21 protein-coding genes are annotated in these 25,700 nt (G+C 69.3%); 16 read left to right on the forward strand and 5 right to left on the reverse strand.

The annotated features are described in order from the left end of the window. Positions 1 to 57: 57 nt before the first annotated feature. Genes ACZZZB_RS10705 through ACZZZB_RS10725 form a run of 5 tightly spaced genes read left to right on the forward strand, consistent with a single transcriptional unit; the run spans position 58 to position 5,212 of the window. Complete coding sequence (locus ACZZZB_RS10705) at positions 58 to 1,641, forward strand: ABC transporter substrate-binding protein (protein WP_197977346.1); 1,584 nt, start codon at positions 58 to 60, stop codon at positions 1,639 to 1,641. Further along, positions 1,625 to 2,698, forward strand: a complete 1,074-nt coding sequence (locus ACZZZB_RS10710) for an ABC transporter permease (protein WP_240043999.1) — start codon at positions 1,625 to 1,627, stop codon at positions 2,696 to 2,698. The genes ACZZZB_RS10705 and ACZZZB_RS10710 overlap by 17 nt, the downstream gene beginning before the upstream one ends. Then, positions 2,695 to 3,576 carry an ABC transporter permease gene (locus tag ACZZZB_RS10715; protein WP_079704282.1) on the forward strand — a complete coding sequence of 294 codons (882 nt, stop codon included), beginning with the start codon at positions 2,695 to 2,697 and terminating at the stop codon, positions 3,574 to 3,576. Before ACZZZB_RS10710 ends, ACZZZB_RS10715 begins: the two co-directional genes overlap by 4 nt. A gap of 38 nt (positions 3,577 to 3,614) precedes the next feature. Continuing rightward, positions 3,615 to 4,436, forward strand: coding sequence for an ABC transporter ATP-binding protein (locus tag ACZZZB_RS10720; protein ID WP_463529648.1), 822 nt, complete (start codon positions 3,615 to 3,617; stop codon positions 4,434 to 4,436). Continuing rightward, positions 4,433 to 5,212, forward strand: coding sequence for an ABC transporter ATP-binding protein (locus ACZZZB_RS10725; protein WP_079003721.1), 780 nt, complete (start codon positions 4,433 to 4,435; stop codon positions 5,210 to 5,212). Before ACZZZB_RS10720 ends, ACZZZB_RS10725 begins: the two co-directional genes overlap by 4 nt. Positions 5,213 to 5,305: 93 nt before the next feature. Here the strand turns inward: ACZZZB_RS10725 and ACZZZB_RS10730 are convergent, their stop codons facing one another. Further along, a complete protein-coding gene (locus tag ACZZZB_RS10730) occupies positions 5,306 to 6,073 on the reverse strand; it encodes a DUF1353 domain-containing protein (RefSeq protein WP_463529649.1) in 768 nt (255 codons plus the stop codon). A gap of 140 nt (positions 6,074 to 6,213) precedes the next feature. Here ACZZZB_RS10730 and ACZZZB_RS10735 point away from each other — a divergent pair, with 140 nt between their 5' ends. Together ACZZZB_RS10735 and ACZZZB_RS10740 are read left to right on the forward strand one after the other, a co-directional pair. Further along, a complete protein-coding gene (locus ACZZZB_RS10735) occupies positions 6,214 to 7,191 on the forward strand; it encodes a phosphodiesterase (protein WP_192003967.1) in 978 nt (325 codons plus the stop codon). Positions 7,192 to 7,434: 243 nt separating this feature from the next. After that, positions 7,435 to 8,514: an SDR family oxidoreductase gene (locus ACZZZB_RS10740; RefSeq protein ID WP_463529650.1), complete on the forward strand. Its 1,080-nt coding sequence runs from the start codon at positions 7,435 to 7,437 to the stop codon at positions 8,512 to 8,514. Positions 8,515 to 8,620: 106 nt separating this feature from the next. On the opposite strand, the gene ACZZZB_RS10745 is transcribed toward ACZZZB_RS10740, so the two are convergent. Further along, on the reverse strand, positions 8,621 to 10,204 hold the full coding sequence (locus tag ACZZZB_RS10745; RefSeq protein WP_244175511.1) for a stealth family protein: 1,584 nt from the start codon (positions 10,202 to 10,204) through the stop codon (positions 8,621 to 8,623). 245 nt (positions 10,205 to 10,449) lie between these two features. Here ACZZZB_RS10745 and ACZZZB_RS10750 point away from each other — a divergent pair, with 245 nt between their 5' ends. From ACZZZB_RS10750 to ACZZZB_RS10780, 7 genes are all read left to right on the forward strand, one after another. Further along, positions 10,450 to 11,901, forward strand: coding sequence for a CCA tRNA nucleotidyltransferase (locus tag ACZZZB_RS10750; protein WP_079704275.1), 1,452 nt, complete (start codon positions 10,450 to 10,452; stop codon positions 11,899 to 11,901). A gap of 129 nt (positions 11,902 to 12,030) precedes the next feature. Then, positions 12,031 to 13,347 carry an ABC transporter substrate-binding protein gene (locus ACZZZB_RS10755; protein WP_463529651.1) on the forward strand — a complete coding sequence of 439 codons (1,317 nt, stop codon included), beginning with the start codon at positions 12,031 to 12,033 and terminating at the stop codon, positions 13,345 to 13,347. A gap of 38 nt (positions 13,348 to 13,385) precedes the next feature. Continuing rightward, complete coding sequence (locus ACZZZB_RS10760; protein WP_463529652.1) at positions 13,386 to 14,405, forward strand: D-2-hydroxyacid dehydrogenase; 1,020 nt, start codon at positions 13,386 to 13,388, stop codon at positions 14,403 to 14,405. 243 nt (positions 14,406 to 14,648) lie between these two features. After that, complete coding sequence (locus ACZZZB_RS10765) at positions 14,649 to 16,277, forward strand: ABC transporter substrate-binding protein (RefSeq protein WP_463529653.1); 1,629 nt, start codon at positions 14,649 to 14,651, stop codon at positions 16,275 to 16,277. A gap of 124 nt (positions 16,278 to 16,401) precedes the next feature. Beyond that, positions 16,402 to 17,475 carry an ABC transporter permease gene (locus tag ACZZZB_RS10770; RefSeq protein WP_202937924.1) on the forward strand — a complete coding sequence of 358 codons (1,074 nt, stop codon included), beginning with the start codon at positions 16,402 to 16,404 and terminating at the stop codon, positions 17,473 to 17,475. Between the two features lie 2 nt (positions 17,476 to 17,477). Then, the gene (locus tag ACZZZB_RS10775) at positions 17,478 to 18,602 is read left to right on the forward strand and encodes an ABC transporter permease (RefSeq protein WP_124767787.1); all 1,125 of its coding nucleotides are present in this window, start codon (positions 17,478 to 17,480) and stop codon (positions 18,600 to 18,602) included. Next, complete coding sequence (locus ACZZZB_RS10780; protein WP_463529654.1) at positions 18,599 to 20,320, forward strand: dipeptide ABC transporter ATP-binding protein; 1,722 nt, start codon at positions 18,599 to 18,601, stop codon at positions 20,318 to 20,320. The genes ACZZZB_RS10775 and ACZZZB_RS10780 overlap by 4 nt, the downstream gene beginning before the upstream one ends. Before the next feature lie 119 nt (positions 20,321 to 20,439). Here the strand turns inward: ACZZZB_RS10780 and ACZZZB_RS10785 are convergent, their stop codons facing one another. Further along, positions 20,440 to 20,754, reverse strand: a complete 315-nt coding sequence (locus ACZZZB_RS10785; protein WP_064294105.1) for a YbjQ family protein — start codon at positions 20,752 to 20,754, stop codon at positions 20,440 to 20,442. A 244-nt stretch (positions 20,755 to 20,998) separates the two neighbouring features. On the opposite strand from ACZZZB_RS10785, the gene ACZZZB_RS10790 reads away from it, so the two are divergent. Continuing rightward, positions 20,999 to 21,229 (forward strand): hypothetical protein, encoded by a 231-nt coding sequence (locus ACZZZB_RS10790; RefSeq protein ID WP_202937926.1) that lies wholly within the window; start codon positions 20,999 to 21,001, stop codon positions 21,227 to 21,229. Between the two features lie 116 nt (positions 21,230 to 21,345). Next, entirely contained in the window at positions 21,346 to 23,064 is a 1,719-nt protein-coding gene (locus ACZZZB_RS10795) for a bifunctional 3'-5' exonuclease/DNA polymerase (RefSeq protein WP_463529655.1), read from the forward strand. A 76-nt stretch (positions 23,065 to 23,140) separates the two neighbouring features. Here ACZZZB_RS10795 and ACZZZB_RS10800 read toward each other — a convergent pair whose 3' ends face one another. After that, complete coding sequence (locus ACZZZB_RS10800; protein ID WP_463529656.1) at positions 23,141 to 24,244, reverse strand: hypothetical protein; 1,104 nt, start codon at positions 24,242 to 24,244, stop codon at positions 23,141 to 23,143. Continuing rightward, positions 24,241 to 25,548 carry a heparan-alpha-glucosaminide N-acetyltransferase domain-containing protein gene (locus ACZZZB_RS10805; protein WP_463529657.1) on the reverse strand — a complete coding sequence of 436 codons (1,308 nt, stop codon included), beginning with the start codon at positions 25,546 to 25,548 and terminating at the stop codon, positions 24,241 to 24,243. Before ACZZZB_RS10805 ends, ACZZZB_RS10800 begins: the two co-directional genes overlap by 4 nt. Positions 25,549 to 25,700: the final 152 nt, after the last annotated feature.

Below are 25,700 nucleotides of genomic sequence, written 5' to 3' on the forward strand. Positions count from 1 at the left end.
TGATCGCGTATCGCACTACTTTCAGCTCATCCCTCCAACCAGATAAGGAGCTCCACCTTGTCACGATCCTTCAGCCGCACGAGCCGGCGCGGCATGGCGGCCCTCGGCCTCGCCCTCGCCGCCGGCCTTGCGCTCAGCGCCTGCTCCCCCTCAGGTGGCTCCGATGACAGCGCGGGCAAGTCGCTCGTCGTCGACGCGTCCTTCGACCTCAAGACCGCCGACCCGAACCGCGAGTACGAGACGACCGGCTCGATCGTCGCGAAGGCGCTCTACGAGACCCTCCTCACCTTCAAGGGCGACGACGTCACCGCCCCCGTCGACGGCCTCGCGAGCTACGAGATGAACGCCGACAACACGGTGATGACCCTCACGATGAAGGACGGCAAGAAGTTCTCCGACGGCTCCGACGTGACCGTCGACGACGCGGTGTTCTCGCTGCAGCGCGTCCAGGGCGTGAAGGGCAACCCGTCCTTCCTGCTCGACGGCGTCACGATCGAGAAGACCTCGGACACGACCCTCACGCTCACCTCGGCGACGCCGAACCCCGCCCTCCCGTTCATCCTGCCGAACCCAGCCCTCGGCGTCGTGAACAAGAAGGTCGTCGAAGAGAACGGTGGCAGCGCGACCGCCGACGACGCGGCCGAGTCGTTCCTCAACACCACTTCCGCGGGCTCCGGCCCGTACAAGCTCGAATCCTTCGACGCCGCCTCGCAGGTCGTCTTCACGGCGAACCCCGAGTACACGGGGACCAAGCCCGCGTACGAGCGCGTCGTCCTCCGCAACGTGCAGGGCCCGACCCAGAAGCTCAACGTCGAGGCCGGTGACTCGCAGGTCGCCCTCGACCTGAACCCCGACCAGGTCTCCGAGCTCGACGACTCGAAGGTGAAGATCATCGCGAACCCCTCGCGCTACATGATCTTCCTCATGCTCAACCAGGACCCCGCGATCAGCGACATCACGAGCAACCCGAAGTTCCTCGAGGCCGTCAAGCTCGGCATCGACTACGACAAGATCGTCGACCTCGCCGGCGACGGTTCCGTCCGTCCCGGTGGCTTCATCCCCTCGATCTTCAACGGTGCGCTCGACGCCGCCGACGGCAACCAGTTCGACGCCGATGCGGCGAAGGCGGCCCTCAAGGAGTCCGGCTACGCGGGCGAAGCCGTCACGCTGAACTTCCCGAACGACATCACGGTGCAGGGGCTGTCGCTCCAGAGCATCGCCGAGTCGGTCCAGGCGCAGCTGAAGTCGGTCGGCATCACCATCACGCTGGCCCCGGCTCCGGTCGCCACCGAGCTGGACGCTTACCGCGACGGCAAGGAGACCGTGGGTCTCTGGTACTGGGGCCCGGACTTCCCGGACCCGTCGAACTACCTCGCGTTCACGCCGGGCGAGCTCGTCGGCCTCCGTGCGGGCTGGCCGGCCGGTGCCGACCCGACCGTGACCGACCTCGCGAACGCGGCGCTCGCCGCGACCGACACGGACGCCCGTGCCGCCGCGTACCAGGACCTCCAGAAGGCGCAGAACGCGAGCGGACCGTTCATCCCGCTCCTGCAGCCGGCGCAGAACGTGGTCACCGCGACCACGATCACCGAGGTTCCGCTGAACCCGACCTGGACCGTCGATCTTGCCGGAATCAAGTAGCGTCGCACCGACGACGTCCAGCGCGCGAGCGGGTCTCCACCCGCTCGCGCGCTACCTCGGCATCCGGCTCGGACTCACGGTCCTCCTGATGTTCGGGGTGACGCTCGTCACCTTCACGCTGACCAACCTCGTCCCCGCGGACCCCGTGCAGGCGGCGCTCGGTGAGCAGGCCGCAGCGGATCCGACGATCGTCGCGCAGTTCCGCGAGAGCGCCGGCCTCGACAAGCCACTGCCCGTCCAGTACGTCACGTACGTCGCGAACCTGTTCCAGGGTGACCTCGGGACCTCGCAGCAGACCCGCGGCGCCGTCGCGGACGAACTCGGTCGCGCTTTCCCGGCCACGGCCGAACTGGCGCTCACCGCCATCGTCATCTCGATCGTCATCGGCGTCGGCCTCGGCATGTGGGCCGCGCTGCGCCGCAAGACGATCACCGACCAGGTCATCCGGGTCGTGAGCCTCATCGGCATCTCGGTGCCGTCGTTCTGGCTCGCACTCGTCGTCTACTTCGTGTTCTTCTCCCAGCTGCACTGGTTCCCGGGCTCCGGGCGACTCTCGCCCGCGGCGATCCCGCCGACGAAGGTCACCGGGATGTACACGATCGACGCGTTGCTCGCCGGCCAGTGGTCGACCTTCGGCGACGCCATCGCCCACCTGATCCTGCCCGCCTCGGTTCTGGCGCTCTACACGATCGGCCTGCTCACCCGGTTCGCACGGTCGGCGATCCTCGAGGTGCTCGACCTCGACTACGTCCGGGCAGCGCGGGCGAAGGGCCTTCCCGGCCACGTCGTCGTGACCCGGTACGTCCTCCGCGGTGCGCTCGTCCCCATCATCACCGTGCTCGGCGTCGCCTTCGGGTCGCTGCTGTCCGGGACGGTCCTCGTCGAGAAGGTGTACTCGTGGCACGGCCTCGGCGAGTACGCGTACTCCGCGGCGACCAAACTCGACCTGCCCGCGATCATGGGCGTCGGGCTCATCGTCGGCTTCGTGTACATCGGCCTGAACTTCCTGGTCGACGTGCTGTACGGCTTCATCGACCCGAGAGTGAGGGTGGCATGACCGACGTCCTCGCCGTCCAGACCAAGCGCAAGGGCCGCCTCCGCATCTCGAAGCAGCTGCGCACCCCGCTCGCCGTCGCGGGTGGTGTGATCGTGCTCTTCTGGCTGCTCGTCGCGGTGCTCGCGCCGTGGATCCGGCCGTTCGACCCGCTCGCCCAGGACTTCGACCGGCTGCAGGCCCCGAGTGCCGCGCACTGGTTCGGCACCGACCAGGTGGGCCGCGACGTCCTGTCCCGGGTCGTCAGTGGCGCGCAGGTCTCGATCCCGCTCGCCCTCATGCTCGTGATCTTCGCGATGCTCATCGGTTCGCTCCTCGGGGCGATCGCCGGCTACTTCGGCAAAGCCCTCGACGAGACCATCATGCGGATCGCCGACCTCGTGTTCGCGTTCCCGACGATCATCCTCGCGATGGTCATCGCCGCAGCGCTCGGCCCGAGCCTCACGAACGCCGTCATCGCGATGCTCATCGTGTCGTGGCCGGCCTATGCCCGCGTGACGCGTTCGCTCGTCATCGGAGCCAGGGGTGCCGAGTACGTCATCGCCGGTCGTCTGCTCGGCAACGGACCGTTCACCTCGCTCGGCAAGGACATCCTGCCGAACGTCGTGTCGCCGGTCGTCGTGCTCGCCACACTCGACGTCGGTACGGCCATCCTGCTGTTGTCGGGTCTCTCGTTCCTCGGCCTCGGTGCCGTCCCGCCGACGCCGGACTGGGGCGCGATGGTGTCCGACGGGGTGCAGAACTTCTCCTCCTGGTGGATCGCGGTCTTCCCTGGACTCGCCATCCTCACGGTGGTGCTCGCCTTCAACTTCCTCGGCGACGCCCTCCGCGACGCCCTCGATCCCCGGTCGCAGGAAGCCGTGCAGGGGCGCGCGCTGTGAGCGGCGCGCGCGGTGCGAGCGACCCGAAAGGACGCGACATGACGCAGGCAGCAGGCGGCAGCGGTGGCGGGATCGTCATCGAGGGGCTCACGCTCGGCTTCGGTCGCGGCGCCGCCGCCAAGCAGATCCTCCGCGGCATCGACCTCGAGGTCCCCGCCGGTCGCATCACGGGGCTGGCCGGTGAGTCGGGGTCCGGCAAGACCATGACCGGGCTCGCGATCTGCGGGCTCCTGCCGGCCGGCGCGGACCTCGGCGGCAGCATCCGATTCGACGGCACTGAACTCGTCGGGCTCAAGCAGCGCACCATGAACCGGTACCGCGGCACGGAGATCGCGATGATCTTCCAGGACCCGACCGCGAGCCTGCACCCCATGCTCACGGTCGAGGCCCAGCTCGTCGACCACTACCGGCACCACACGGGAGCCTCGAAGGCGGCCGCCCACGCGCGGGCGCTGGAGATGCTCGGCCTCGTCGCCGTCCCGAACCCGGAGGCGGCGCTGCGCAAGTACCCGCACCAGTTCTCGGGCGGGCAGCTGCAGCGCATCGCGATCGCCTCGGCGCTCATGTGCGAGCCCTCGGTGCTCATCGCCGACGAACCGACGACAGCCCTCGACGTCACGGTCCAGGCCGGCATCCTCCGCCTGCTGCGGAAGCTGTGCGACGAGCTCGGGATCGCGATCATCCTCGTCACCCACGACCTCGGAGTGATGTCGGCGCTCGCCGACACGATCGCGGTCATGCGGCTCGGCGAGATCGTCGAGCACGGCAGCCGGTACCAGGTCATCACCGATCCGCAGCACGAGTACACCAAGGCGCTCATCGACGCGCTGCCCGACACGGGAACGGAGGCGGCGTCATGACGCTGCTGCACCTCGACGACGTCCACGTGACGTACAAGCTGCCCGGTCGCGGCACGCTGAACGCGGTCGACGGCGTGAGCTTCGACCTCGAGCCGCGACAGGTGCTCGGCCTGGTGGGGGAGTCGGGCTGCGGCAAGTCGACCCTCGCGCGAGCGGTCTGCGGGCTGGAACCGACCTCGGGTGGCGCGATCACGTTCAACGGGACGCCGATCGGCAAGCTGGGTCTCCGGAAGCGCGCACCGGAGCTGCTGCGGATCCAGATGGTCTTCCAGAACCCGTACGCCTCGCTGAACCCGCGCCGCACGGTCGGGAGTCAGATCGAGGACGGCCTCCGGGTCAACCCGGTGCGCGACGCGTGGGACGTCGGTCAGCTGCTCGAGCACGTCGAACTCGACGCCGCCAGCCGCACCCGCTACCCGCACCAGTTCTCGGGCGGCCAGCGGCAGCGCATCGCGATCGCCCGGGCCATCGCGGCGGGCCCCGAGCTGCTCATCGGTGACGAGCCGATCGCGTCGCTCGACGCCTCCCTGCAGGCACGGGTGGCGAAGCTCATGCGGAAGCTCGCGGTCGAGACCGGCGCGGCGCTCCTGTTCATCAGCCACGACCTGTCCGTCGTGCGGGTCATCGCGGACGACGTGGCGGTCATGAGCGCCGGTCGCATCGTCGAGCACGGTCCGGTCGACCGCGTCTGGTCCGACCCGCAGGACGCCTACACGCAGCGGCTCCTCGCGGCGATCCCGGTCGTCGACGGACTCGGCACCCTCCCCGGCGCCTAGCCGGACCCCTGCTCCGTCCCTGTCTCAGGAGCGTCTCGGCGTGTCGGGTCCCCCGCGCTCGACACGCCGAGGCGTTCCTGAGTCAGGGAACGGTCAGCGGAGGGTCGGCGGGCCGACCGGGCCGGGGGAGTCGTCGATGAACGGGCGGTCGATCGTCTCCCGGACGAGCAGTTCGAGGAGGCGGAACGCGCCGACCGCCGCGAGCTGGACGAGGAGGAGCGGCCCGAGGAGCGCACCGGCGTACGGCAGCCAGACGAGGAGTCTCCGTTCCTCCCGCCAGCACACGGCGAGGACCGCGGGTGCCATCGCGAGGCCGAGCCACCCGGGCGTCGGAGCGCCGAGCACGGGCGTGACGAGTCCGATCGTCGCGACCCAGACGGCCATGACGCCCAGGACCGACTGCCCGATCAGTACGGCGGCGATGCCTGGAGCGTGCCTGACGTACCGCTCGACCGACACGACCGCCCACATGAGCCAGGCCCGGAGGAGCGGCACCCGCTGCTGGCGGAGTCCGACGCGGAACTGTCGATCGTCCTCGAACCGCTGCTCGAGTGCCTGGTCCGGCGGGAGCCCGAGTGCGAGGAGCGCCCGGTGGTCGTGCACGACGGCCGGCGCGGACTGCCGGCCGTAGCTGCCGATGAAGCTCCACAGGACGCCCGGGACGGACGCGAGGTCGGTCCATCCCTCCGTGCGGCCGCCGTCGTGCCCGCCGTCGGACGCCGGTGCCCACACGACGGGACCGTCAGGGGCGTGCTCCTGGAACCCGATCCGCCGTTCGAGCCGGAACCGGCGTCCGGCCGGGGGGATCTGCGCCAGATCGATCCGCTGCAGCGGCTGCTCATCGTCGTCGAGGTAGGGCATGCGGACATCCTCCCGCAGCCCACCGTCAGGTGTGAGTCCCCTGGATGTCGGCTCGTGACCTTGCTCACGAGTTTCCCGCGTCGTAGCGTGGCGTTCCGTTGCCGTTCAACCGAGTCTGGTCAGATGGTCAAACAGCTGCGATGCGGTTCGGAGAGCATCGCTCGAACGAGAGTTGTCACGTGAGTCTTCGCACGGCCGAGTACCCGAGGCCCGATCACTTCCTGCTCCATGTGAGCGACACGCACCTCCTCGCCGGCGGGGGGAGCCTCTACGACAGCGTCGACAGCGAGACGCATCTGCGTCACCTGTTCGCCGAGTTCGAGGCGTCCGGCGGTCGGCCCGAAGCGATCGTCTTCACGGGCGACCTCGCCGACAAGGGCGAACCCGACGCGTACGACCGCATCCGCTCCATCGTCGAGCCGGTCGCCGAGCGCCTCGGATCGCAGATCATCTGGGTGATGGGCAACCACGACGACCGCCAGGCGTTCCGGGCCGGGCTGTTCGGTGAGGTGCCGACCACCCGCCCGGTCGACCGCGTCTACGACGTCAACGGCCTCCGCGTCATCACCCTCGACTCGAGCGTGCCCGGTCACCACCACGGCGAGATCTCGGACGAGCAGCTCGACTGGCTCGCCGAGGAACTCTCGACGAAGGCGCCTCACGGCACGATCCTCGCGATGCACCACCCGCCCGTCCCGAGTGTGCTCGACCTCGCCGTGAGCGTCGAGCTGCGCGATCAGGCGAAGCTCGCCGAAGTGCTCGAGGGATCCGACGTCCGGAGCATCATCGCCGGTCACCTGCACTACTCGTCGACCGCGACCTTCGCGGGCATCCCGGTGTCGGTCGCCTCGGCCACGTGCTACACGCAGGACCTCAACGTGCCCGTCGGCGGGACGCGTGGTCGCGACGGCGCGCGGGCGTTCAACCTCGTCCACGTCTACGGCAAGACGGTCCTGCACTCGGTGGTGCCGCTGGGTGAGACCCCGCCGCTGCACTACATCGACGCCGAGGAGAGTGCACGCCTGCTCGCTCGCGACGGCATCGAGCTGCCCCTGTCGGACACGGTGTCGGTGCAGCCGGAGCCGCCGCTGACGATGCCGATCGGCGTCCTCGTCTAGGGCTGCACCTCCCCGGTCCCTGAACTTCCCTCCGGTCCCCGAACTTCCCCCGGTCCCTGAGCTTCCCCCGGTCCCTGAGCTTGTCGAAGGGCCTCGCCTTGCCTCGCTCCCTGAGCCTGTCGAAGGGCCGCACGTTCTCCGGTCCCTGAGCCTGTCGAAGGGCCGCACCCGGGCAGGGTACCGCAGCCCGGCGGGTCCGCCGTTCCGGGAGCCTCCCCAGACCGACGCGCCTATCGTGGACGGATGACCTCCCCAGAAGCACCCCGCACCGCACTCGTCGTCGGCGCCAGCGGCATCACCGGTTCCGCGATCGTGTCGCAGCTCCTCGAGGACGGTGGCTGGCGGATCCTCGCCCTCGCTCGCCGAGCGCCGGCGGCCCACCCGCAGGTCGAGCACGTCGCGGCCGACCTCCGGGACGCGGACGACCTCGCGCGCGCCCTCGGCGGCACCGGCGTCACCCACGTGTTCTTCACCGCCTGGTCACGTCAGGACACCGAGGCCGAGAACATCCGGGTCAACGGCGGCATGGTCCGCGACCTGCTGGCAGCCCTCTCCGCCGAGCCCGTTCAGCACGTCGCCCTGGTCACCGGCCTGAAGCACTACCTCGGCCCGTTCGAGGCCTATGCGGCGGGCGAGATGCCCGACACCCCGTTCCACGAGGACGAGGACCGACTCGACACGCCCAACTTCTACTACGAGCAGGAGGACGAGCTCTTCGCCGCGGCTGCGCGAGCGGGGTTCACCTGGTCGGTACACCGCTCCCACACCGTGATCGGACATGCGGTCGGCAACGCGATGAACATGGCGTCCACGCTCGCGGTGCAGGCGGCGCTCTGCAAGCGGCTCGACCGACCGTTCGTGTTCCCCGGTTCCGAGACCCAGTGGAACGGCCTCACCGACATGACCGACGCCGGACTCCTCGCCGAGCAGATGCTCTGGGCTGCGACCTCACCGGCCGGTGCGGACGAGGCGTTCAACATCGTCAACGGCGACGTCTTCCGCTGGCGCTGGATGTGGCCGCGACTGGCTGCGCACCTCGGTGTCGAGCCGGAGGGTTTCGACACCGAGCCTCGTCCGCTCGAGCAGCAGATGGCGGGCGTCGAGGGCACCTGGGCCGAGCTGGTGGCCGAACACGGTCTCGTCGAGGCCGACCTCTCCCGCGTGGCGTCGTGGTGGCACACCGACGGCGACCTCGGCCGGGACATCGAGGTGGTCACCGACATGAGCAAGAGCCGACTCGCCGGGTTCACCGGCTACCGGCGGACGCTGGACGCCTTCACCGCGATCTTCGACCGCCTCCGCGAGGAGCGCATCGTCCCCTGATCGGCCCCCGCCCCTGGGCGCCCTTCCGGTCCCTGGGCACCCGTCCGGTCCCTGAGCCTGTCGAAGGGCGGTGACCGTCTCGGTCCCTGAGCCTGTCGAAGGGCGGTCAGCTGAGCTTGGCGGGCTCGATCTCGAGCGCGTTCGGCACGGCGGCCTCGCGCTCCCACGGGGCCGGGAACGGGAAGTACCGCTCGAGGAAGTCGATCACCGCGGTGGTGCGCTGCTCCACCGAGATCTCCGGCCGGCTGCCGTCGTTCAGGCAGAACATGTCCTGGTCGCGTCGCTTGAGGAGTCGCTCCATCTGCCCGAGCGACTGCTTGAGCGTCGTCTCGATGTAGCGGACCTTCGCCTGGGTCTGCTGCACCGCGCGACCCGTCATCAGGCCGTAGTAGTGGTAGAACGAGTTCGTCACCGAGATGTTGTCCGCCGCACGGAACGCGCTGTGGGAGGTCGCGCGGAACTCCTCGGCGAACTCCTGCTCCATCTCCGCCATGATGCTCCGGCGGAGGGGTGCGGCGCAGTGCTCGAGGTGACGGGTGGTGACGCGTCCGAAGCGCTCGTGCAGGAGCCGACGGTTCACGCGGGCCGCGTTCTCGAAGCCGCTGCGCGAGGGGTCGTTCGCCCCGAGGCCGATGCGGGTGGTCGCCTCCACGAACTTGCTGATGCCGCCCGGTGAGAAGAACAGTTCGGGACTGATCGGTCGTCCGAGGAACATGTCGTCGTTGGAGTAGAGGAAGTGCTCCGACAGCCCCTCGATGCGGTGGAGCTGGCTCTCGACGGCCATGGAGTTGTGCGTCGGCAGGGCGTCGAGGTCGCCGAAGAACTCCTCGCTGCGCACGATGGTGACCTTCGGGTGCTCCGCCAGCCATTCGGGCGCGGGGGAATCGGTCGCGATGAAGATGCGTCGGATCCAGGGGGCGAAGGTGTGCACGCTGCGGAGGGCGTACTTGAGCTCGTTGATCTGGCGGAAGCGGGCGTCGGAGTCGTCGCCGTCGCCGACGACGTAGCTCTGCATCCGCTTGGCACGGGCGCGCTGGAACTCCTCGGAGGAGCCGTCCACCCACGAGAAGACGAGGTCGATGTCGAAGGTGACGTCGCTCGCGAGTGCGCCGAACATGTGCTCGAGCGTCCGCCAGCTGCGGCCGTATCGTTCGACGGTCGTCTCGACGGCCTCCGTCCGCGGCATGTACGTCCGCATGAGGACGTTCTCCACGGGAGCGGTGATCTCCTCGTCGCCGAAGCGCCAGAGTTCGAGCTGCAGGGCGGTCTCCATGCCGTAGCGGAGGCGGCCGAGCGGTTCGATGCGCGGCCGGTACAGCCGGAACACCTCGGCCTTGCGGGCGCCGGTGAGCAGGCCGTCGGAGAGGAGGTGCGGATCGCCGGCCGGCTTCACCGTCGACATGCGCGCTTTGAGCGGCACGCTGTAGAAGGGCTCGTCGGCGAACGCCTCCGCGAGTGCGGTCTGCAGGCGCTTGCGCAGGGAGCGGTCGACCACGATGACGGGGCGGTCGTGCTCGCCCCGGATGAGGAGGTACTCGATCTCGGCCGCGTCGAGCACGTCGGCGACGGCGAGCAGGTCCTCCACCATCGATTGCTGTGGGGTCAGGTGACCGTTGATGAGGGTGTAGACGCCCTTGCGCTGCACCACGTCGGGGCGGTCGAAGCGCTGCGATCGGGAGCCACCGGTCACGAGGACGAGCTCAGGGGCGGTGGTGAACGGGAGTTCCGGCGGAATCGGGTCCTTCGCGGTACTGGTGAAGGCCGTCGGTGCCTGAGTGCCGACGGTTGGCCGCTGGTCGTCGAGTTCGTTCGTGATCGTGTCCGCCTCTGGTCTGCTGGGGAGTGGGTTCCTCGTTATTGTACGGCCGTCGCCCAGGAGCGCTCGCGGCTTGACGGCGACGGGGTCGCAGGCGGCGTCCGGGTACGATTGACCCCATGGTGAGCGTGGCGGAATCCTTGGTGCGCCTGCAGGACCTGGCCTCGTCGCCCGTGGTCGCTCGGGTGGCGTCGGCGTTCGCCGAAGCCGGGTACGAACTGGCCCTCGTCGGCGGACCGGTTCGCGATGCGATGCTCGGTCGCACCGTGAGCGACCTCGACTTCACGTCGAACGCCTCGCCCGACCAGATCCTCGCGGTCCTCAAGCCGATGGCGAGTGCCTGGTGGGACGTCGGCCGCGACTTCGGGACGATCGGCGCGAAGGTCACCGTCACCGACGACGACGGCGTCGAGCACGCCGACACGGTCGAGATCACCACCTATCGGGCCGACGCCTACGACGGCGTGACCCGCAAGCCGGTCGTCGCGTTCGGCGACACCCTCGAAGACGACCTGCGTCGGCGCGACTTCACCGTCAACTCGATGGCGCTCCGCATCCCCGAGATCACCCTCGTCGACCCGTCCGGCGGCGTCGAGGACCTCGTCGCCCACCTGCTGCGGACGCCGAGCTCGCCGGAGGTGTCCTTCGGTGACGACCCGCTGCGCATGCTCCGGGCCGCGCGGTTCGCTTCGCAGCTCGGCTTCCGGCCCACCGACGACGTGATCGAGGCGATGGAGGAGCGTCGCGAGACCATCTCCATCGTGAGCCCCGAGCGCATCCAGGCCGAGCTCGGCAAGCTGCTGGCGACCGATCACCCGCGCGCGGGCCTCGAGCTGCTCGTCGACACCGGCATCGCCGACCTCGTGCTGCCCGAGTTGCCCGCGCTCCGGCTGGAGCCCGACGAGCACCACCACCACAAGGACGTCTACCAGCACTCGCTCACGGTGCTCGAGCAGGCGATCGGCTACGAGCACTCGCGGCACCCCGGTGAGGCGCCCGACCTCGTCCTTCGGTGGGCCGCGCTGCTCCACGACATCGGCAAGCCGGCGACGAAGAAGACCGGCCCCGGCGCAGCCGTCACCTTCTACCACCACGACCTCGTGGGGGCGAAGCTGGCGAAGAAGCGCCTCACCGCGCTCCGGTACGACGGCGACACGATCAAGAGCGTCGCGCGGCTCGTCGAGCTGCACATGCGGTTCTTCGGGTACTCCGAGGGCGTCTGGGCCGACTCCGCGGTGCGGCGCTACGTCCGCGACGCCGGTCCGCTGCTCGAGCGGCTGCACATGCTCGTCCGCGCCGATGTCACGACCCGCAACCGGCGCAAGGCCGACCGCCTCGGTTTCGCCTACGACGACCTGGAGCAGCGCATCGTCGAGCTCCAGGAGCAGGAGGAGCTCGAGTCCGTCCGGCCCGACCTCGACGGCAACCGCATCCAGGAGGTGTTGGGCATCGCACCCGGTCGCGAGGTCGGCGAGGCGTACCGCTGGCTGCTGGAGCTGCGTCTCGACGAGGGCCCGCTCGGCGAGGAGGAGGCCACCCGCCGCCTCCTCGACTGGTGGTCCTCCCGGTGACCACCCCACCTGCCCGCGAACTGTCACAAACGCACAGTCAGACGGCGTCACACTGACCGTTTCTGACAGCTCGCGAGCGTTCAGACTGAACTGCTAGCCTCCCTGAGGTTCACGGAACGAAGGATTCTCATGCTCAAGCGCCACGCCGCCCTCGCGATCGCGGCCGCCTCCGCCCTGATGCTGAGCGGTTGCGCCGCCGGATCCACGGAGCGCACGACGGTCACGGTGCGCGTGTGGGATGCCGCCGTCGCCGACGCCTATGAGACCTCGTTCGCCGCCTTCGAGCGCGAGAACCCCGACATCCGCGTCCGCGTCGACGTCGTCGAGTGGGCCGACTACTGGACGAAGCTCCGCACCGACGTCGCGGCGGACACCGCTCCCGACGTCTTCTGGTTGAACAACTCCTACCTCGCCGGGTACGCGGACAGCGGGAGCGTGCTCGACGTCGGGCAGACGCTCGGCAAGGACGCCTCGAAGGACTGGGCGCCGAGCGTCGTCAGCCAGTTCACCCGGAACGACAAGCTCTGGGCCGTCCCGCAACTGTCCGACGCCGGCATCGCGGTCTACTACAACGCCGACCTCCTCGACGCGGCCGGCGTGAAGCCCGCCGAGCTCGAGGAGGCGACCTGGTCGCCCGACGCGACGAAGGACACCTTCCTGCCCCTGGCGAAGAAGCTGACGAAGGACGCGGCCGGGGTCTCGGCCGACCAGCCCGGCTTCAACCCCGCGGCGCCCGCGACCTACGGCACCGGCCTCGGGTACGACCTGCAGGCCGCGCTCCTGCCGTTCATCGGCTCGAACGGCGGGAAGTACCAGGACGGCGACGACTTCGCGTTCAACGACCCGAAGACGAGCGAGTCGGTGAGCTACCTCGTCAACGCGATCAACGGCGCCAAGGTCGCCCCACCGGCCGCCTCCACGAACGCCGACGGTGACTTCTCCCGCGACGCCTTCCTCCAGGGCAGGGTCGCGATGTTCCAGTCGGGGCTCTACAGCCTGAAGGCCGTGCACGACGGTGCCGACTTCCGCTGGGGTGTCGCCGAGCTCCCGGCCGGCCCTGCGGGCAAGGTCAGCGTCACGAACGGGATCGCCGCAGCGGGCAACGCGGCCACGAAGCACCCCGACCAGGTGAAGAAGGTGCTCGCCTGGTTGGGCAGCACCGAGGGCAACGCCCCCGTCGGTTCGTCCGGCTCGGCGGTCCCCGCCGTCACCGCGGCCCAGAAGCAGTACTTCGACTACTGGAAGGGCCAGGACGTCGACGTGCAGCCCTTCTTCGACGTGATCGCCGACGACGCGAAGACCATCGCGCCGCCGACGGGTGCCGGGTACGCGAAGGGACTCGCCGCCTACGACCCGATCTTCAAGGAGATCTTCGCGGGCACGACGCCCGTCGCCGACGGTCTCAAGAAGGCGCAGGAGGCGGCCAACGCCGCCATCAACGACTGAGTCCGGGCGCAGGGTATCGCAGGGCATGATGGACCATCATGCGGATCCTCATCGCGAGTCACCTCGAGCCTGAGTACGTCGAGGCGATCGGCGCCTCCCACCCGGATGTCGAGGTGCTGTACGACCCGACGCTCGTCGCGGTCCCGCAGTACGTCGCCGATCACCGTGGGCCGGCACCCGAGCTGTCCGCAGCGGACCAGCAACGGTGGGCGGACATGCTCGCCCGGGCCGACGTCGCGTTCGACTTCGACTGGCAGGACCCGGCGGCACTGCCGGAGCGCGCCCCGAACCTGAGATGGATCCAGGCGACGAGCGCCGGCATCGGTGCGTTCATGCGCCGGACCGGACTCGACGGCAGCGGCATCACCGTCACGACGGCGGGCGGCGTGCATGCCGTCCCACTCGCCGAGTTCGCCCTCACCGGGGCGCTCTTCGTGGTGAAGGGTGTTCCGTTCCTCCAGCGACGGCAGCGTGAGCGCCGGTTCGAGCGGTACACGACCAGGCAGCTCGCCGGGATGCGGGTCACGGTCGTCGGCGTCGGCGGCATGGGGTCGAACGTGGTGCGGACCTTCGACGCCATCGGCGCACGGGTGACCGCGGTGGGTCGGATCGGTGGCACCTATGAGCTCCCCGACGGCGTCGAGCTGAGCGATGTGGACCGGCTCGACGAGGTGCTGCCGGGCACCGACGTGCTCGTCCTCTGCACGGCGCTCACGCCCGAGACCGAGAACCTCATCAGCGCCGACCGGATCGCGCTCCTGCCCGACGGCGCCGCCATCGTCAACATCTCCCGAGGGCAGGTCGTCGATGAGGACGCGCTGATCGAGGCACTTCGGTCGGGCAAGCTCGGTGGCGCGGCGCTCGACGTCTTCCGCGAGGAGCCGCTGCCCGCGGACTCACCGCTCTGGGACCTCGACAACGTCCTCATCTCGCCCCACTCGGCGTCTACGGTCGAGAGCGAGAACGCGACGCTCACGGCACTGTTCATCGAGAACCTCGCCCGCTACCGTGCAGGCGGACCGCTGCTGAACCGGTTCGACGCCGAGCGCGGGTACTGACCGACCCCGGCCATCGGGGCGTCGAGCCCGGGATCTCGGTGGCGTCCGAACCTGGCGAAACGCGCGGTCATTGCGCTAGAGATGTCACTCGCGCACGTTTCGTGCTCGTAACGAATCTGCACCGGAAGGCTTCTCGGTTTGAGGGATTTGTTCGGAGCGTGCTGTAATCCTCTACAAGCACGTGCGAAGAACCTGCACACAGCCGTGCCGTCTCTCACACACAGAAAAACGAGGTCGACATCAATGTCATCCCCACGTAGTGGATTCCGGAAGAGCGCCGTCGCGCTCGCGGGTCTGTCCATCACCGCCCTCGCCCTCGCCGGCTGCGCCGCCGGTGGCAGCGGCTCCAGCAGCGGTGCCAGCGGCACGATCGTCATCGGCACGACCGACAAGGTCACGACGCTCGACCCGGCCGGATCGTACGACAACGGCTCCTTCGCCGTCATGAACCAGGTCTTCCCCTTCCTCCTGAACACGCCGTACAACAGCCCCGACGTCGAGCCCGACATCGCCGAGTCGGCCGAGTTCACTTCGCCGACCGAGTACACGGTGAAGCTCAAGAAGGGCCTCAAGTGGGCCAACGGCAACGACCTCACCTCCTCGGACGTGAAGTTCAGCTTCGACCGCCAGCTGGCCATCGCCGACGACAACGGCCCGTCGTCGCTCCTCAGCAACCTCGAGAAGACCGACGCGCCCGACGACCTCACCGTCGTCTTCACGCTGAAGACCGAGAACGACCAGACCTTCCCACAGGTGCTCTCGAGCCCCGTCGGCCCGATCGTCGACGAGGACGTCTTCTCCGCCACCGAGGTCACGCCCGACAACGACATCGTCAAGGGCAAGGCCTTCGCCGGCCAGTACACGATCGACAGCTACAAGTTCAACGAGCTCATCTCGTACAAGAAGTACGCCGACTACCAGGGCCTCCTCGGCGAGGCGAAGAACGACACCGTCAACGTGAAGTACTACACCGACGAGTCCAACCTGAAGCTCGACGTCAAGCAGGGCAACATCGACGTCGCATCGCGCAGCCTCTCCGCGACCGACATCGAAGACCTGAAGAAGGACAAGAACGTCAAGGTCGTCGACGGCCCCGGTGGTGAGATCCGCTACTTCGTCTTCAACTTCGACACGATGCCCTACGGAGCGACCACTGCTGACGCCGACCCGGCGAAGGCGCTCGCCGTCCGCCAGGCCGCTGCCGACCTGATCGACCGCGCTGCGATCGCCAAGGACGTCTACAAGGACACCTACACGCCGCTCTACTCTTACGTGCCCGCCGGCCTGACCGGTGCCACCGAGTCCCTCAAGGGCCTCTACGGCGACGGCGGCGGCGGCCCGGATGCCGCCAAGGCGAAGGAGACGCTCGAGGCAGCCGGTGTGACCGTTCCGGTCGCGCTCAACCTCCAGTACAACGGTGACCACTACGGTTCCGGCTCCGGCGACGAGTACGCGCTCATCAAGGACCAGCTCGAGGCCGACGGCCTGTTCACCGTCAACCTGCAGCAGACCGAGTGGGTGCAGTACTCGAAGGACCGCACGACGGACGTCTACCCGGCGTACCAGCTGGGTTGGTTCCCGGACTACTCCGACGCGGACAACTACCTGACGCCGTTCTTCGCTACGGACAACTTCCTCGCGAACCACTACGACAACCCGGCCGTCAACGACCTCATCAACGAGCAGCGCTCGACGACGGACGCGGACGCACGGACGAAGCTCATCGAGCAGATCCAGGACACGGAGGCGGCCGACCTGTCGACCATCCCGCTGCTCCAGGGCGCTCAGGTGGCGGTCGTCGGCAAGGACATCGAGGGCACCGTCCTCGATGCGTCGTTCAAGTTCCGCTACGCGCCCATCACCAAGGGCTGAGTAGCCTGACCAACTGATATCCGACTATGGTGAGTCGGACGTCGCGATCGGGGTGGCTCCACAGAGCCGCCCCGATCGTCTGTCCGGGCTCTACCGAGTCGGTGATCGAGGAGGATCCACTGCAATGACGGCAGCTGTCGCAACCCCACCCCCCAAGGCGGCCAGACGTTCCGGAGGTGGCGGACTCTGGCGGTACCTCGTCATCCGCTTCCTGCTGATCATCCCGACGGTGTTCATCCTCGTCACCATGGTCTTCTTCCTGATGCGCCTGACCGGTGACCCGATCACCGCGGCGCTCGGCGGTCGCCTCCCAGCCGACCAACTTGCGGAACGCATCAGCGCCGCCGGCTACGACCGGCCGCTCTTCGTCCAGTACTTCGAGTTCCTCGGACAGATCGCCGTCGGCAACTTCGGCACGACGATCTCCGACAACCGCCCGGTCATCGAGGTCCTCCTCACCTACGGCTCCGCGACCCTCGAACTCGCGATCTACGCCCTCATCGTCGCGTTCATCGTCGGCATCCCGCTCGGCATGCTCGCCGCCGCCCGCCGCGACCGCTGGCAGGACGCGGGCCTCCGCGTCTTCGCCATCCTCAGCTACGCGACCCCGGTGTTCTTCGCCGGCCTGCTGCTCAAGCTGATCTTCTCCGTCTGGCTCGGGATCCTCCCGGTCGCCGGTCGAGCCAGTACCGGCACCGAGCTGACCCTCCAGACCATCTCCAACCCGTCCGGCATCTACCTGATCGACGCGATCCGCCTCGGCGATCCGACGGCGATCAGCGACGTCCTCGCCCACGCGGTGCTCCCGGCGATCGCCCTCGGCCTGCTGACGGCCGGAGTCTTCCTGCGTCTGGTCCGCACCAACGTCATCGGCACGCTCGGTTCCGGCTACGTCGATGCGGCCCGGTCGCGCGGCGTCAGCGAGTTCCGGCTCGTGACGAAGCACGCCTACCGTCCGGCGCTCATCCCGATCATCACGGTCATCGGCCTGCAGATCGCGCTCCTCCTCGCGGGAGCAGTCCTCACCGAGACGACGTTCGAATGGAAGGGCCTCGGGTTCATGCTGAGCGAGTACCTCAAGGCGCGTGACTTCGTCGCCGTCCAGGGGATCGTCGCGCTGCTGGCCGTCATCGTCGCCCTGACCAACTTCATCGTCGACATCATCGCGGCGATCATCGACCCGAGGGTGAGGTACTGAGCATGAGTGCTCCGACAGCCACCACTGCCGTGCAGACCGCGCCAGCGAAGCGTCCGCTGCGCGACCGCCTGCCCGTCGTCAAGCAGTTCCGCCAGTCGGTCGGGCTGCAGCGGGCGATGCTCGTCATCGGTCTCGTCGTCACGGGCGTGTTCGTGCTCATCGCGATCCTCGCGCCGCTCGTCGCGCCGTACCGCTACAACCAGCTGCGCGGCGACGACGGTTCGTTCGGTACGCAGCAGGCGCCGAACGCGACGAACCTCCTCGGCACGACCGTCGGTGGGTACGACGTCCTGTCCCGCGTGCTCTGGGGCGCCCAGACCGCGCTCTTCGTCATCGTGTCCGCGATCATCCTGTCGATCTTCATCGGCGTCCTGCTCGGGCTCGTCGCCGGGTACTTCGGTGGCTGGCTCGACCGCGTGCTCGTGGTCGTGTGCGACGCGGTCTACGCCTTCCCGTCGCTGCTGCTCGCGATCGTCATGTCGATCGTCATCAGCCGCGGGCAGTCGAGCCTCTGGGGCGGCATCCTGGCCGCCGCGATCTCGATCACCGTGGTCTTCATCCCGCAGTACTTCCGGGTGATCCGCTCCGAGGTCGTGCGCATCAAGAGCGAGGCGTTCGTCGAGTCGGCGAAGGTCATCGGTGCGTCGAGCTCCCGCATCATGTTCCGTCACGTGCTGCGGAACGCGACCCGGACGCTGCCACTCATCATCACCCTCAACGCTTCCGAGGCCATCCTCACGCTCGCGGGGCTCGGCTTCCTCGGGTTCGGCATCGAGCCGACCGCGGCCGCCGAGTGGGGCTACGACCTCAACCGGTCCGTCTCCGACGTCACGAGCGGCATCTGGTGGACCGCGCTGTTCCCCGGCCTCGCGATCGTGCTCGTCGTGCTCGGCATCACGCTCGTCGGTGAGAGCCTCAACGACCTGTCCGACCCGCGTCTGCGCAGCCGTCGTCGGGTGGGCGCGTCGAGCGGGTCGGTCGCTGCGACGTCGAGCATCACGACCACCGGTGGCACGCCCGACAGCCCCGGTGGCGCCGGGATGATGGACGCCGAGTCGCTGGGCGCCGTGAGCGACGCCGCGGCGGACAGCGATCTGGAGAACCGACGAGAGGACGAGCGCTCATGAGCCAGTCGACGCCGACCACCGGTCCACGCGACCTCGGCACCAAGGACATCGTCAGCATCCGCGACCTCGGGGTCTCGTTCTCGACCGACGCCGGCGCCGTGAAGGCGATCAACGACATCTCGCTGTCGGTCGCGCCGCGCGAGATCGTCGCGATCGTCGGCGAGTCCGGTTCGGGCAAGACGGTCACGGCCAAGACCATCCTCGGTCTGCTCCCGGAGACGGCGACGGCCTCCGGCGCGGTCGTCCTGCGCTCCCGCGACGGTTCGACCGAGCAGGACGTCGTCACGGCGTCGGCGGAGCAGCTGCGGTCCATCCGCGGCAGCGACGCGGCGATGGTGTTCCAGGAGCCGTCGACGGCCCTCAACCCCGTCTACAAGGTGGGCTGGCAGATCGCCGAAGGTCTCCGCGCGCACGGGTCGTACACGAAGGCCGAGGCGCGGGCCAAGGCCATCGACATCCTGCGCCGCGTCGGCATCCCGGAGCCGGAGGAGCGGGTCGACTACTTCCCGCACCAGTTCTCCGGCGGACAGAAGCAGCGCATCGTCATCGCGATGGCGCTCGTGCTCGACCCCGGACTGATCGTGGCCGACGAGCCGACGACCGCGCTCGACGTCACGGTGCAGGCGGAGATCCTCGACCTCCTGCGTTGGTGCCGCGACGAGTTCGGGACGGCCATCGTCCTCATCACCCACAACATGGGCGTCGTCGCCGACCTCGCCGACCGCGTCGTGGTCATGTACCAGGGCGACATCGTCGAGGAGGCTCCCGTGCAGGAGCTGTTCTCGTCACCGAAGGCCGAGTACACCAAGAAGCTCCTGTCGTCGGTGCCGCACGTCGGCCGCGGCAAGAGCTCCGCGCCGGCCGAGGTCGAACGCGGCAAGCAGCTGCAGCTCGGTGAGCCGGTGGTCGTCGCGAAGGGGCTCGAGATCGAGTACCCGGGTCGTTTCGGCCGTGCCGGGTTCCGGGCGGTCAAGGGCGTCGACTTCACGATCCACGCGGGCGAGGTCCTCGGCCTGGTGGGGGAGTCGGGGTCGGGCAAGACCACGATCGGCCGCGCGATCGCCGGGCTCACCAAGGTGACCGGCGGCTCGCTGTCGGTGCTCGGTGTGGAGATGAACCGGGTGAAGGAGCGCGAGTTCGCCCCGAAGCGCCGCGAGATCGGGTTCGTGTTCCAGGACCCGGCGACGAGCTTCAACCCGCTGCTCACGATCGCGGAGTGCGTGGCGGAGCCGCTCATCGTGCACGGCCGCTTCGGCGACGCCCGAGCTGCCCGACGCCGGGTGGACGAACTCCTCGAAGCGGTGCAGCTGCCGAAGGCGTTCGGCGACCGGTTCCCGCACGAGCTCTCCGGTGGGCAGCGGCAGCGCGCTTCGCTCGCGCGGGCGTTGGCGCTCGAACCGGCACTGCTGGTCGCAGACGAACCGACCTCGGCACTCGACGTGTCGGTGCAGGCTCGCGTGCTGGAACTCTTCGCCGAGCTGCAGCGTGAGTTCGGGTTCGCGTCGCTGTTCATCAGCCACGACCTCGCGGTGGTCGACATCCTCGCCGACCGCATCGTCGTGCTGTACCGCGGCGACATCGTGGAGGAGGGGCCTGGCTCAGCGGTGCTCGGTGCGCCGAGCGACGTCTACACGCGTCGTCTCCTCGCGTCGCTCCCCGTGCCAGACCCGGCCGAGCAGGCCGTCCGTCGCGAGGAGCTCAAGCGCCTCCGCGCCTGATCCTTCTTCGGTCCCTGAGCCACCCACCCGGTCACTGAGCTTGTCGAAGTGCGCCCTTCGACAGGCTCAGGGACCGGGACCGGGATGGCCCAGGGACCGGGATGGCTCAGGCCCCGTGATCAGCCGAGCTTGACGGCGGTGCCGTAGGCGACGACCTCCTGGTAGTTCTGGCCGACCTCGGCCGCGTCGAACCGCATCGCGAGTACCGCGTCGGCACCGAGCGCGGTGGCCGCCTCGATGAGTCGCTGCTTCGCTTCCTCGCGGCTCTCAGCGAGCTGCTTGGTGAGCCCGGAGAGCTCACCGCCCAGCAGTGCCTTGAAGTTGGCGCCGAGTTGCACGCCCGCGTTGCGTGCACGGACCGTGAGGCCGGTCACCTCGCCCAGCACCTCGGTGACCTGGCGGCCGGGGACATCGTTCATCGTCGAGATCAGCATGCTCGCAGTCTGGCACCGCTGCGCCCACCCCCATAGGGGGGATGTCCCGGTCTCCCGGGCCTCACAGCGGTCACCGACCTTTCCCCGGTCGCCGACCTTTCCGCGGTCGCCGACCTTTCTCGGTCACTGAGCTTGTCGAAGTGCAAGCACGGTGGCGCCTGACCCTTCGACAGGCTCAGGGACCCCCGATATCGTGCGCCGAGGATGTCGAGGCGGCTGATACGAGGCAATCTAATATATCTGTATGTCGAACCCCGAATCGCCGATCACCACGCACGGCCCGCGGCCGCTCCAGATCCGCCAGGGTCTCACGGCCGGATCGATCGTCGCCGCGTTCCTGACGATCACCATCGGCGTCCGAGCGGGCTTCGGCGTCGCCGAGTATCTCGGCTCGGCGCTCTGTTTCGCCGAGCTGCTTCTCGCGGCGTACCTGGTCATGACGCGGGTGAACCTGGCCCGCGGCCGGAGGCGCTGAACGCCCGAGTGCTGCCTGCACGAGACCCGGAGGGAACGGGCGATCCCGTCCGGGTCTCGTGTCTCCAGCGAGAGGTCGCGTCGGGCGAGGTCGGCGGGTGACGGCAGACTGGGGTGGTGCACATCGTCCTCCAGCAGCTCGACGGCGCCCGCGTGCGCGTCGTGCACCTCGAGGACCGCCCCACTCCGTCCGGCGAGCCACCTCCGGTGTCCGGGACCACCATGCCGCGGGCCGACCTCGCGGCCTTCGTCCGGCGTCTCGAAGCCGAGCCGAATCCGCCGCGCTGGGTGTGGGACGACACCACGCTCTGGTACCCGGCGCTCCTCGCCGCGGGTGTCCGGGTGGCCCGCTGCGTCGACCTCCGGCTCTCCCACAACCTCCTCCGCAACGCCGCCTTCACCGCCGACTCCGCCCTCGCGACGGCTCCGGCCGGCCCGTGGGACGAGGTCCTCGATCCGCGCGTCGCCCAGCGTGCGGAGGCGGTCGGGACCCTCTTCGACCTCGACCTCCCGGGCGGCGAACGCGATCCCGTCGCCGAGTTCACGCTCCAGCGTGACGCCGTCGACGGCGCGACACCGCAGGGACGCTCGCAGCTCGGACTCCTCCTCGCCGCCGAGTCCGCCGGTGCCCTCATCGCCACGGAGATGACCTTCGCCGGTCTCCCGTGGGACGCCGAGGCCCACGACCGCATCCTCGCCGACGCCCTCGGTCCCAAGGTGCCGCCCGGTGTCCGTCCGGCGAAGCTGGCCGCGGTCCTCGAGGAGGTCAAGGCCGCCCTCGGGGTGCAGGAGCTCAGCCCCGAGTCACCTGGCGAGCTCCTCAAGGCGCTCCAGCGTGCCGGCATCAACGCGACCTCCACCCGGCAGTGGGAGCTGCAGGAGATCGAGCACCCCGTCATCGAGCCACTGCTCCGGTACAAGAAGTTGTCGCGTCTCCTCACCGCGAACGGTTGGACGTGGGTCGAGACCTGGGTGAAGGACGGACGCTTCCGTCCCACCTACGTTCCCGGCGGGGTCGTCACCGGGCGCTGGGCGTCCGACGGTGGCGGTGCCCTCCAGCTGCCGCACCAGGTCCGCGGTGCCGTCCTCGCGGACGAGGGGTGGCGCTTCGTCGTCGCCGACGCCGCCCAGCTCGAGCCACGCATCCTCACCGCGATGTCCGGCGACCGCGCGATGGCCGATGCCGGACGCGGCGTCGACCTCTACCAGGGCATGGTCGACGTCGGCGCGGTCGACACCAGACCACACGCGAAGATCGCGATGCTCGGTGCCATGTACGGCGCGACGACGGGGGAGAGCGGGCGCCTCCTGCCCCGGCTCACGCGGGCGTTCCCTCGGGCGATCGAGTTCGTCGAGACGGCCGCCAGGGCCGGTGAACGCGGCGAGCGGGTCAGCACCCGACTCGGTCGGACCTCTCCGCTCCCCGGTGCCGACTGGCGGGAGATCCAGTCGGCCGCCTCGATGGAGGGGGCGAACGCCGCCGCGACCCAACGCGCCCGCATGGAGGCGCGCAGCTGGGGTCGCTTCACGCGCAACTTCGTCGTGCAGGGCACAGCCGCCGAATGGGCGCTGTGCTGGATGGCCGGCCTCCGGACACGGCTGCAGGCGCTCGCCGCAGAGACGGTCGGTCCGGCGGCCGCGCTCACCGGGTCGGCCCACCTCGTCTTCTTCCTCCACGACGAGATCGTCGTCCACTGCCCCGAGCAGCAGACCGAGCGGGTCGTCGCCCTCGTGCGCGAGGCGGCTGCGGAGGCCGGTCGCCTGATCTTCGGCACGGCCCCGGTCGAGTTCCCGGTCACCACCGCCGTCGTCACCTCCTACGCCGACGCCAAGTAGCCCCCGAACTGTCAGTAGATGCGGGTGTGCGCGGCCCGCACTGTTCCGAAGTGACAGTTCGCGGGCTGGGACGGGCTCAGCCGCCGGTGATCGCCCGGACCGCGTCGCCGATGATGAGGTACCACCCGTAGACGGCGAGGGCGAGCCCGATCAACCACCACCAGCCCGTCCGCCGGGACAGGCGTCTGCCCTGCCCGGCCACGCCTCGGGGCGGACGGATCAGCGGGAACGAACCCGGCATCATCGCCGCGTCGACCGGTTCCAGACGGCGATCCCGCCAGCGCTCCCACTGCGCGATGCGCTCGGTCAGGATGTCGACGACCGACATCAGCCACGTCCACACCTCGGGGTCGAGGGTCGAGAGGTCTTTGGGTGAGTAGAGGAAGAGGTGGTCGTCGACGATCTCGACATCGAGCTCGGCGACGGTGTCGATGAACCGCGCCATGATGTCGGGCGTGAAGAGGTAGAGGGCGTCGGTCTCGTACCCGCGCGGGCAGTACAGCTCGAAGTGGCGGTCGAAGTCGCCTTCGAGTGAGAGCCGCTGATCCTTGGCGTAGGTGACGGGCAGGCGGGGGTGCAGGAGCGAGTTGTTGCCGACGGCGTCCAGGACGATGTGGGGGAGCGCCAGCGGCAGCCGGAGCGCCACGTAGCCCCACCGATGCTCCTTGCGGTTCCGTCCCGAACCGATGGTCGTGCGCAGGTTCCCGACGGACAGCGGCGACCTGCCGTCCCGCCACAGCAGGTCCCTGACCACGCTCGTCCCGCCCATCGTGAAGATGAGGCCGGGCAGCGCCACCGGTATGGCGAACGGCCGGTAGCTCAGGCCGTTCGCCCGCGCGAACCGGTCCAGCCGGTACTGGCGGCCGCCGCTGCGTCGTCGGACCGTCCGCACCAGCAGGACGAGCATGCCGACGGGCAGCGCGAGGTAGGGCAGGAGGATCAGGGCCGACCAGTCCCATGGCTCATCCGGCATCGAGCCGTCTTCGAGTACGAACCACCAGGCGGAGAGGAAGAAGATCGGCAGCACCGCCAGCACGACGGCGGGCCAGATCGCCGCCATGAGTGGTGGACGGACCTCGCCCGGGAGGCCCGTGCGGTACTCGCGAAGCGCGCGTCGGTCGATCCGTTCGGTGAGTGGTCGCGTGTCCAGCGTCGTGGTTCGTGTCGTCGGTGCGGTCATCGCACGTGGGGTGTTCCGTGCGGTTCGGGCGCGGGCGTCATCGTCGCGGGCGTCCGGCCAGGGCGGTTCGCGACGACCGTGAGTGCCCGGCCGGCCGCGTGGACGAGGGCCTCGAGCGGACCGCGACGCTTGGTGAGGGCGATGATCCAGCCGAGGACGAGCGCGCCGGCGACGTGCATGAGCCAGAGCTGCGGGCTCGAGATGAGCCACGCCGTGTCCGCATACGTCCCGGCGATCGCAGCGATCAAGGCGCCGACCGACGCCATGAAGACGTGCGCCGAGTAGACGGTGAGCGGCGCGGCCCCGGCCCCGGTCGCCGGCAGGAGTGCGAGCGACCACCCGCGGTTCAGGATGGTGCCGAGCGCCAGGCACAGGCCGATGACGACCGCCGCGATCCCGATCGTGAAGACGAGGTCGAGCGTGGTGCCCGAGTGCGGGGCGCGGGCGACGAGCCACCAGAAGGACTCCGTGGGGCTCGTGCCGTACATCCCTTCGGCGAGGGCGTCCTCGACGGCGGTGATCGTCGTCGGATCGGGCTCGAGGCCGCCGGTCCAGGCGCGCGCGATGCCCTGGACACCGCCGACGGGACCGAGGAGCAGGGCGGCGAGGCGATCCGCGGCGATGGCGACGACGAGTCCGATCGCAGCGAGCCGGAGTGCGAACCGCCGCAGGGTCCCGTTCGCCCGAGCATCCATGAGTAGCCGACCGACCGCCATCCCGACGAGGACGTAGACGATCCAGGTGAGCGCCGGGTACACCCCGGTGAGGAGCAGCCCGCGGGCGAACCCGCCGCCCGAGACGCCGAACCAGGACGCACTGCCGATCTCGGGGGAGTCGACGCCACTGAGCGGCACCCGGAGCGCCTGCGAGCAGATCGGCCAGACCACCGCCCAGACGGCCGCGACGATCAACAGTGTGCGTGGACGCCACGTGACGGCCGGGATCGCGAGCCAGAAGGTCACGCCGTAATACGCGATGATCACGTAGATGCCGCCGGGCAGGACGCCGAGGGTGAGGCCGAGGACGAGCAGGGCGAAGCCGCGTCCGAAGAGGTTGAGGCGCGCTGCTGCGGGAGAGCCGGCGGCAAGGTCGCGGCGGCTCGTGAGCACGATCCCGATCCCGGCCAGCACCGCGAACAGGGCCGCGGCCTTGCCCGAGAGGACCTCCGTGATCGGCGTGTGTCCACCGGTCGCGATGTCGAACGCCCAGACGTGCGTGGCCATCATGCCGATGAGCGCAAGGAAGCGCGCGAGGTCGAGACCGATCAGTCGGTCGGCGCGCTGTCGGCTGGCTGGGGTGCTCATCGGGTCCAGCATCCCACGCGCGGCGGCCCCGCGACAGGCCCGCGGTGGCGGTACGGGCTCCCGTCCGGTACGCTGTGAAGGTTGCCCGGGTGCGTCCGCTCTGTTCTCACCCGATCGCAACGATGCTTACACCCTCCTGCCACAGAAAGTCT

Source organism: Plantibacter sp. AC185 (assembly GCF_979258065.1).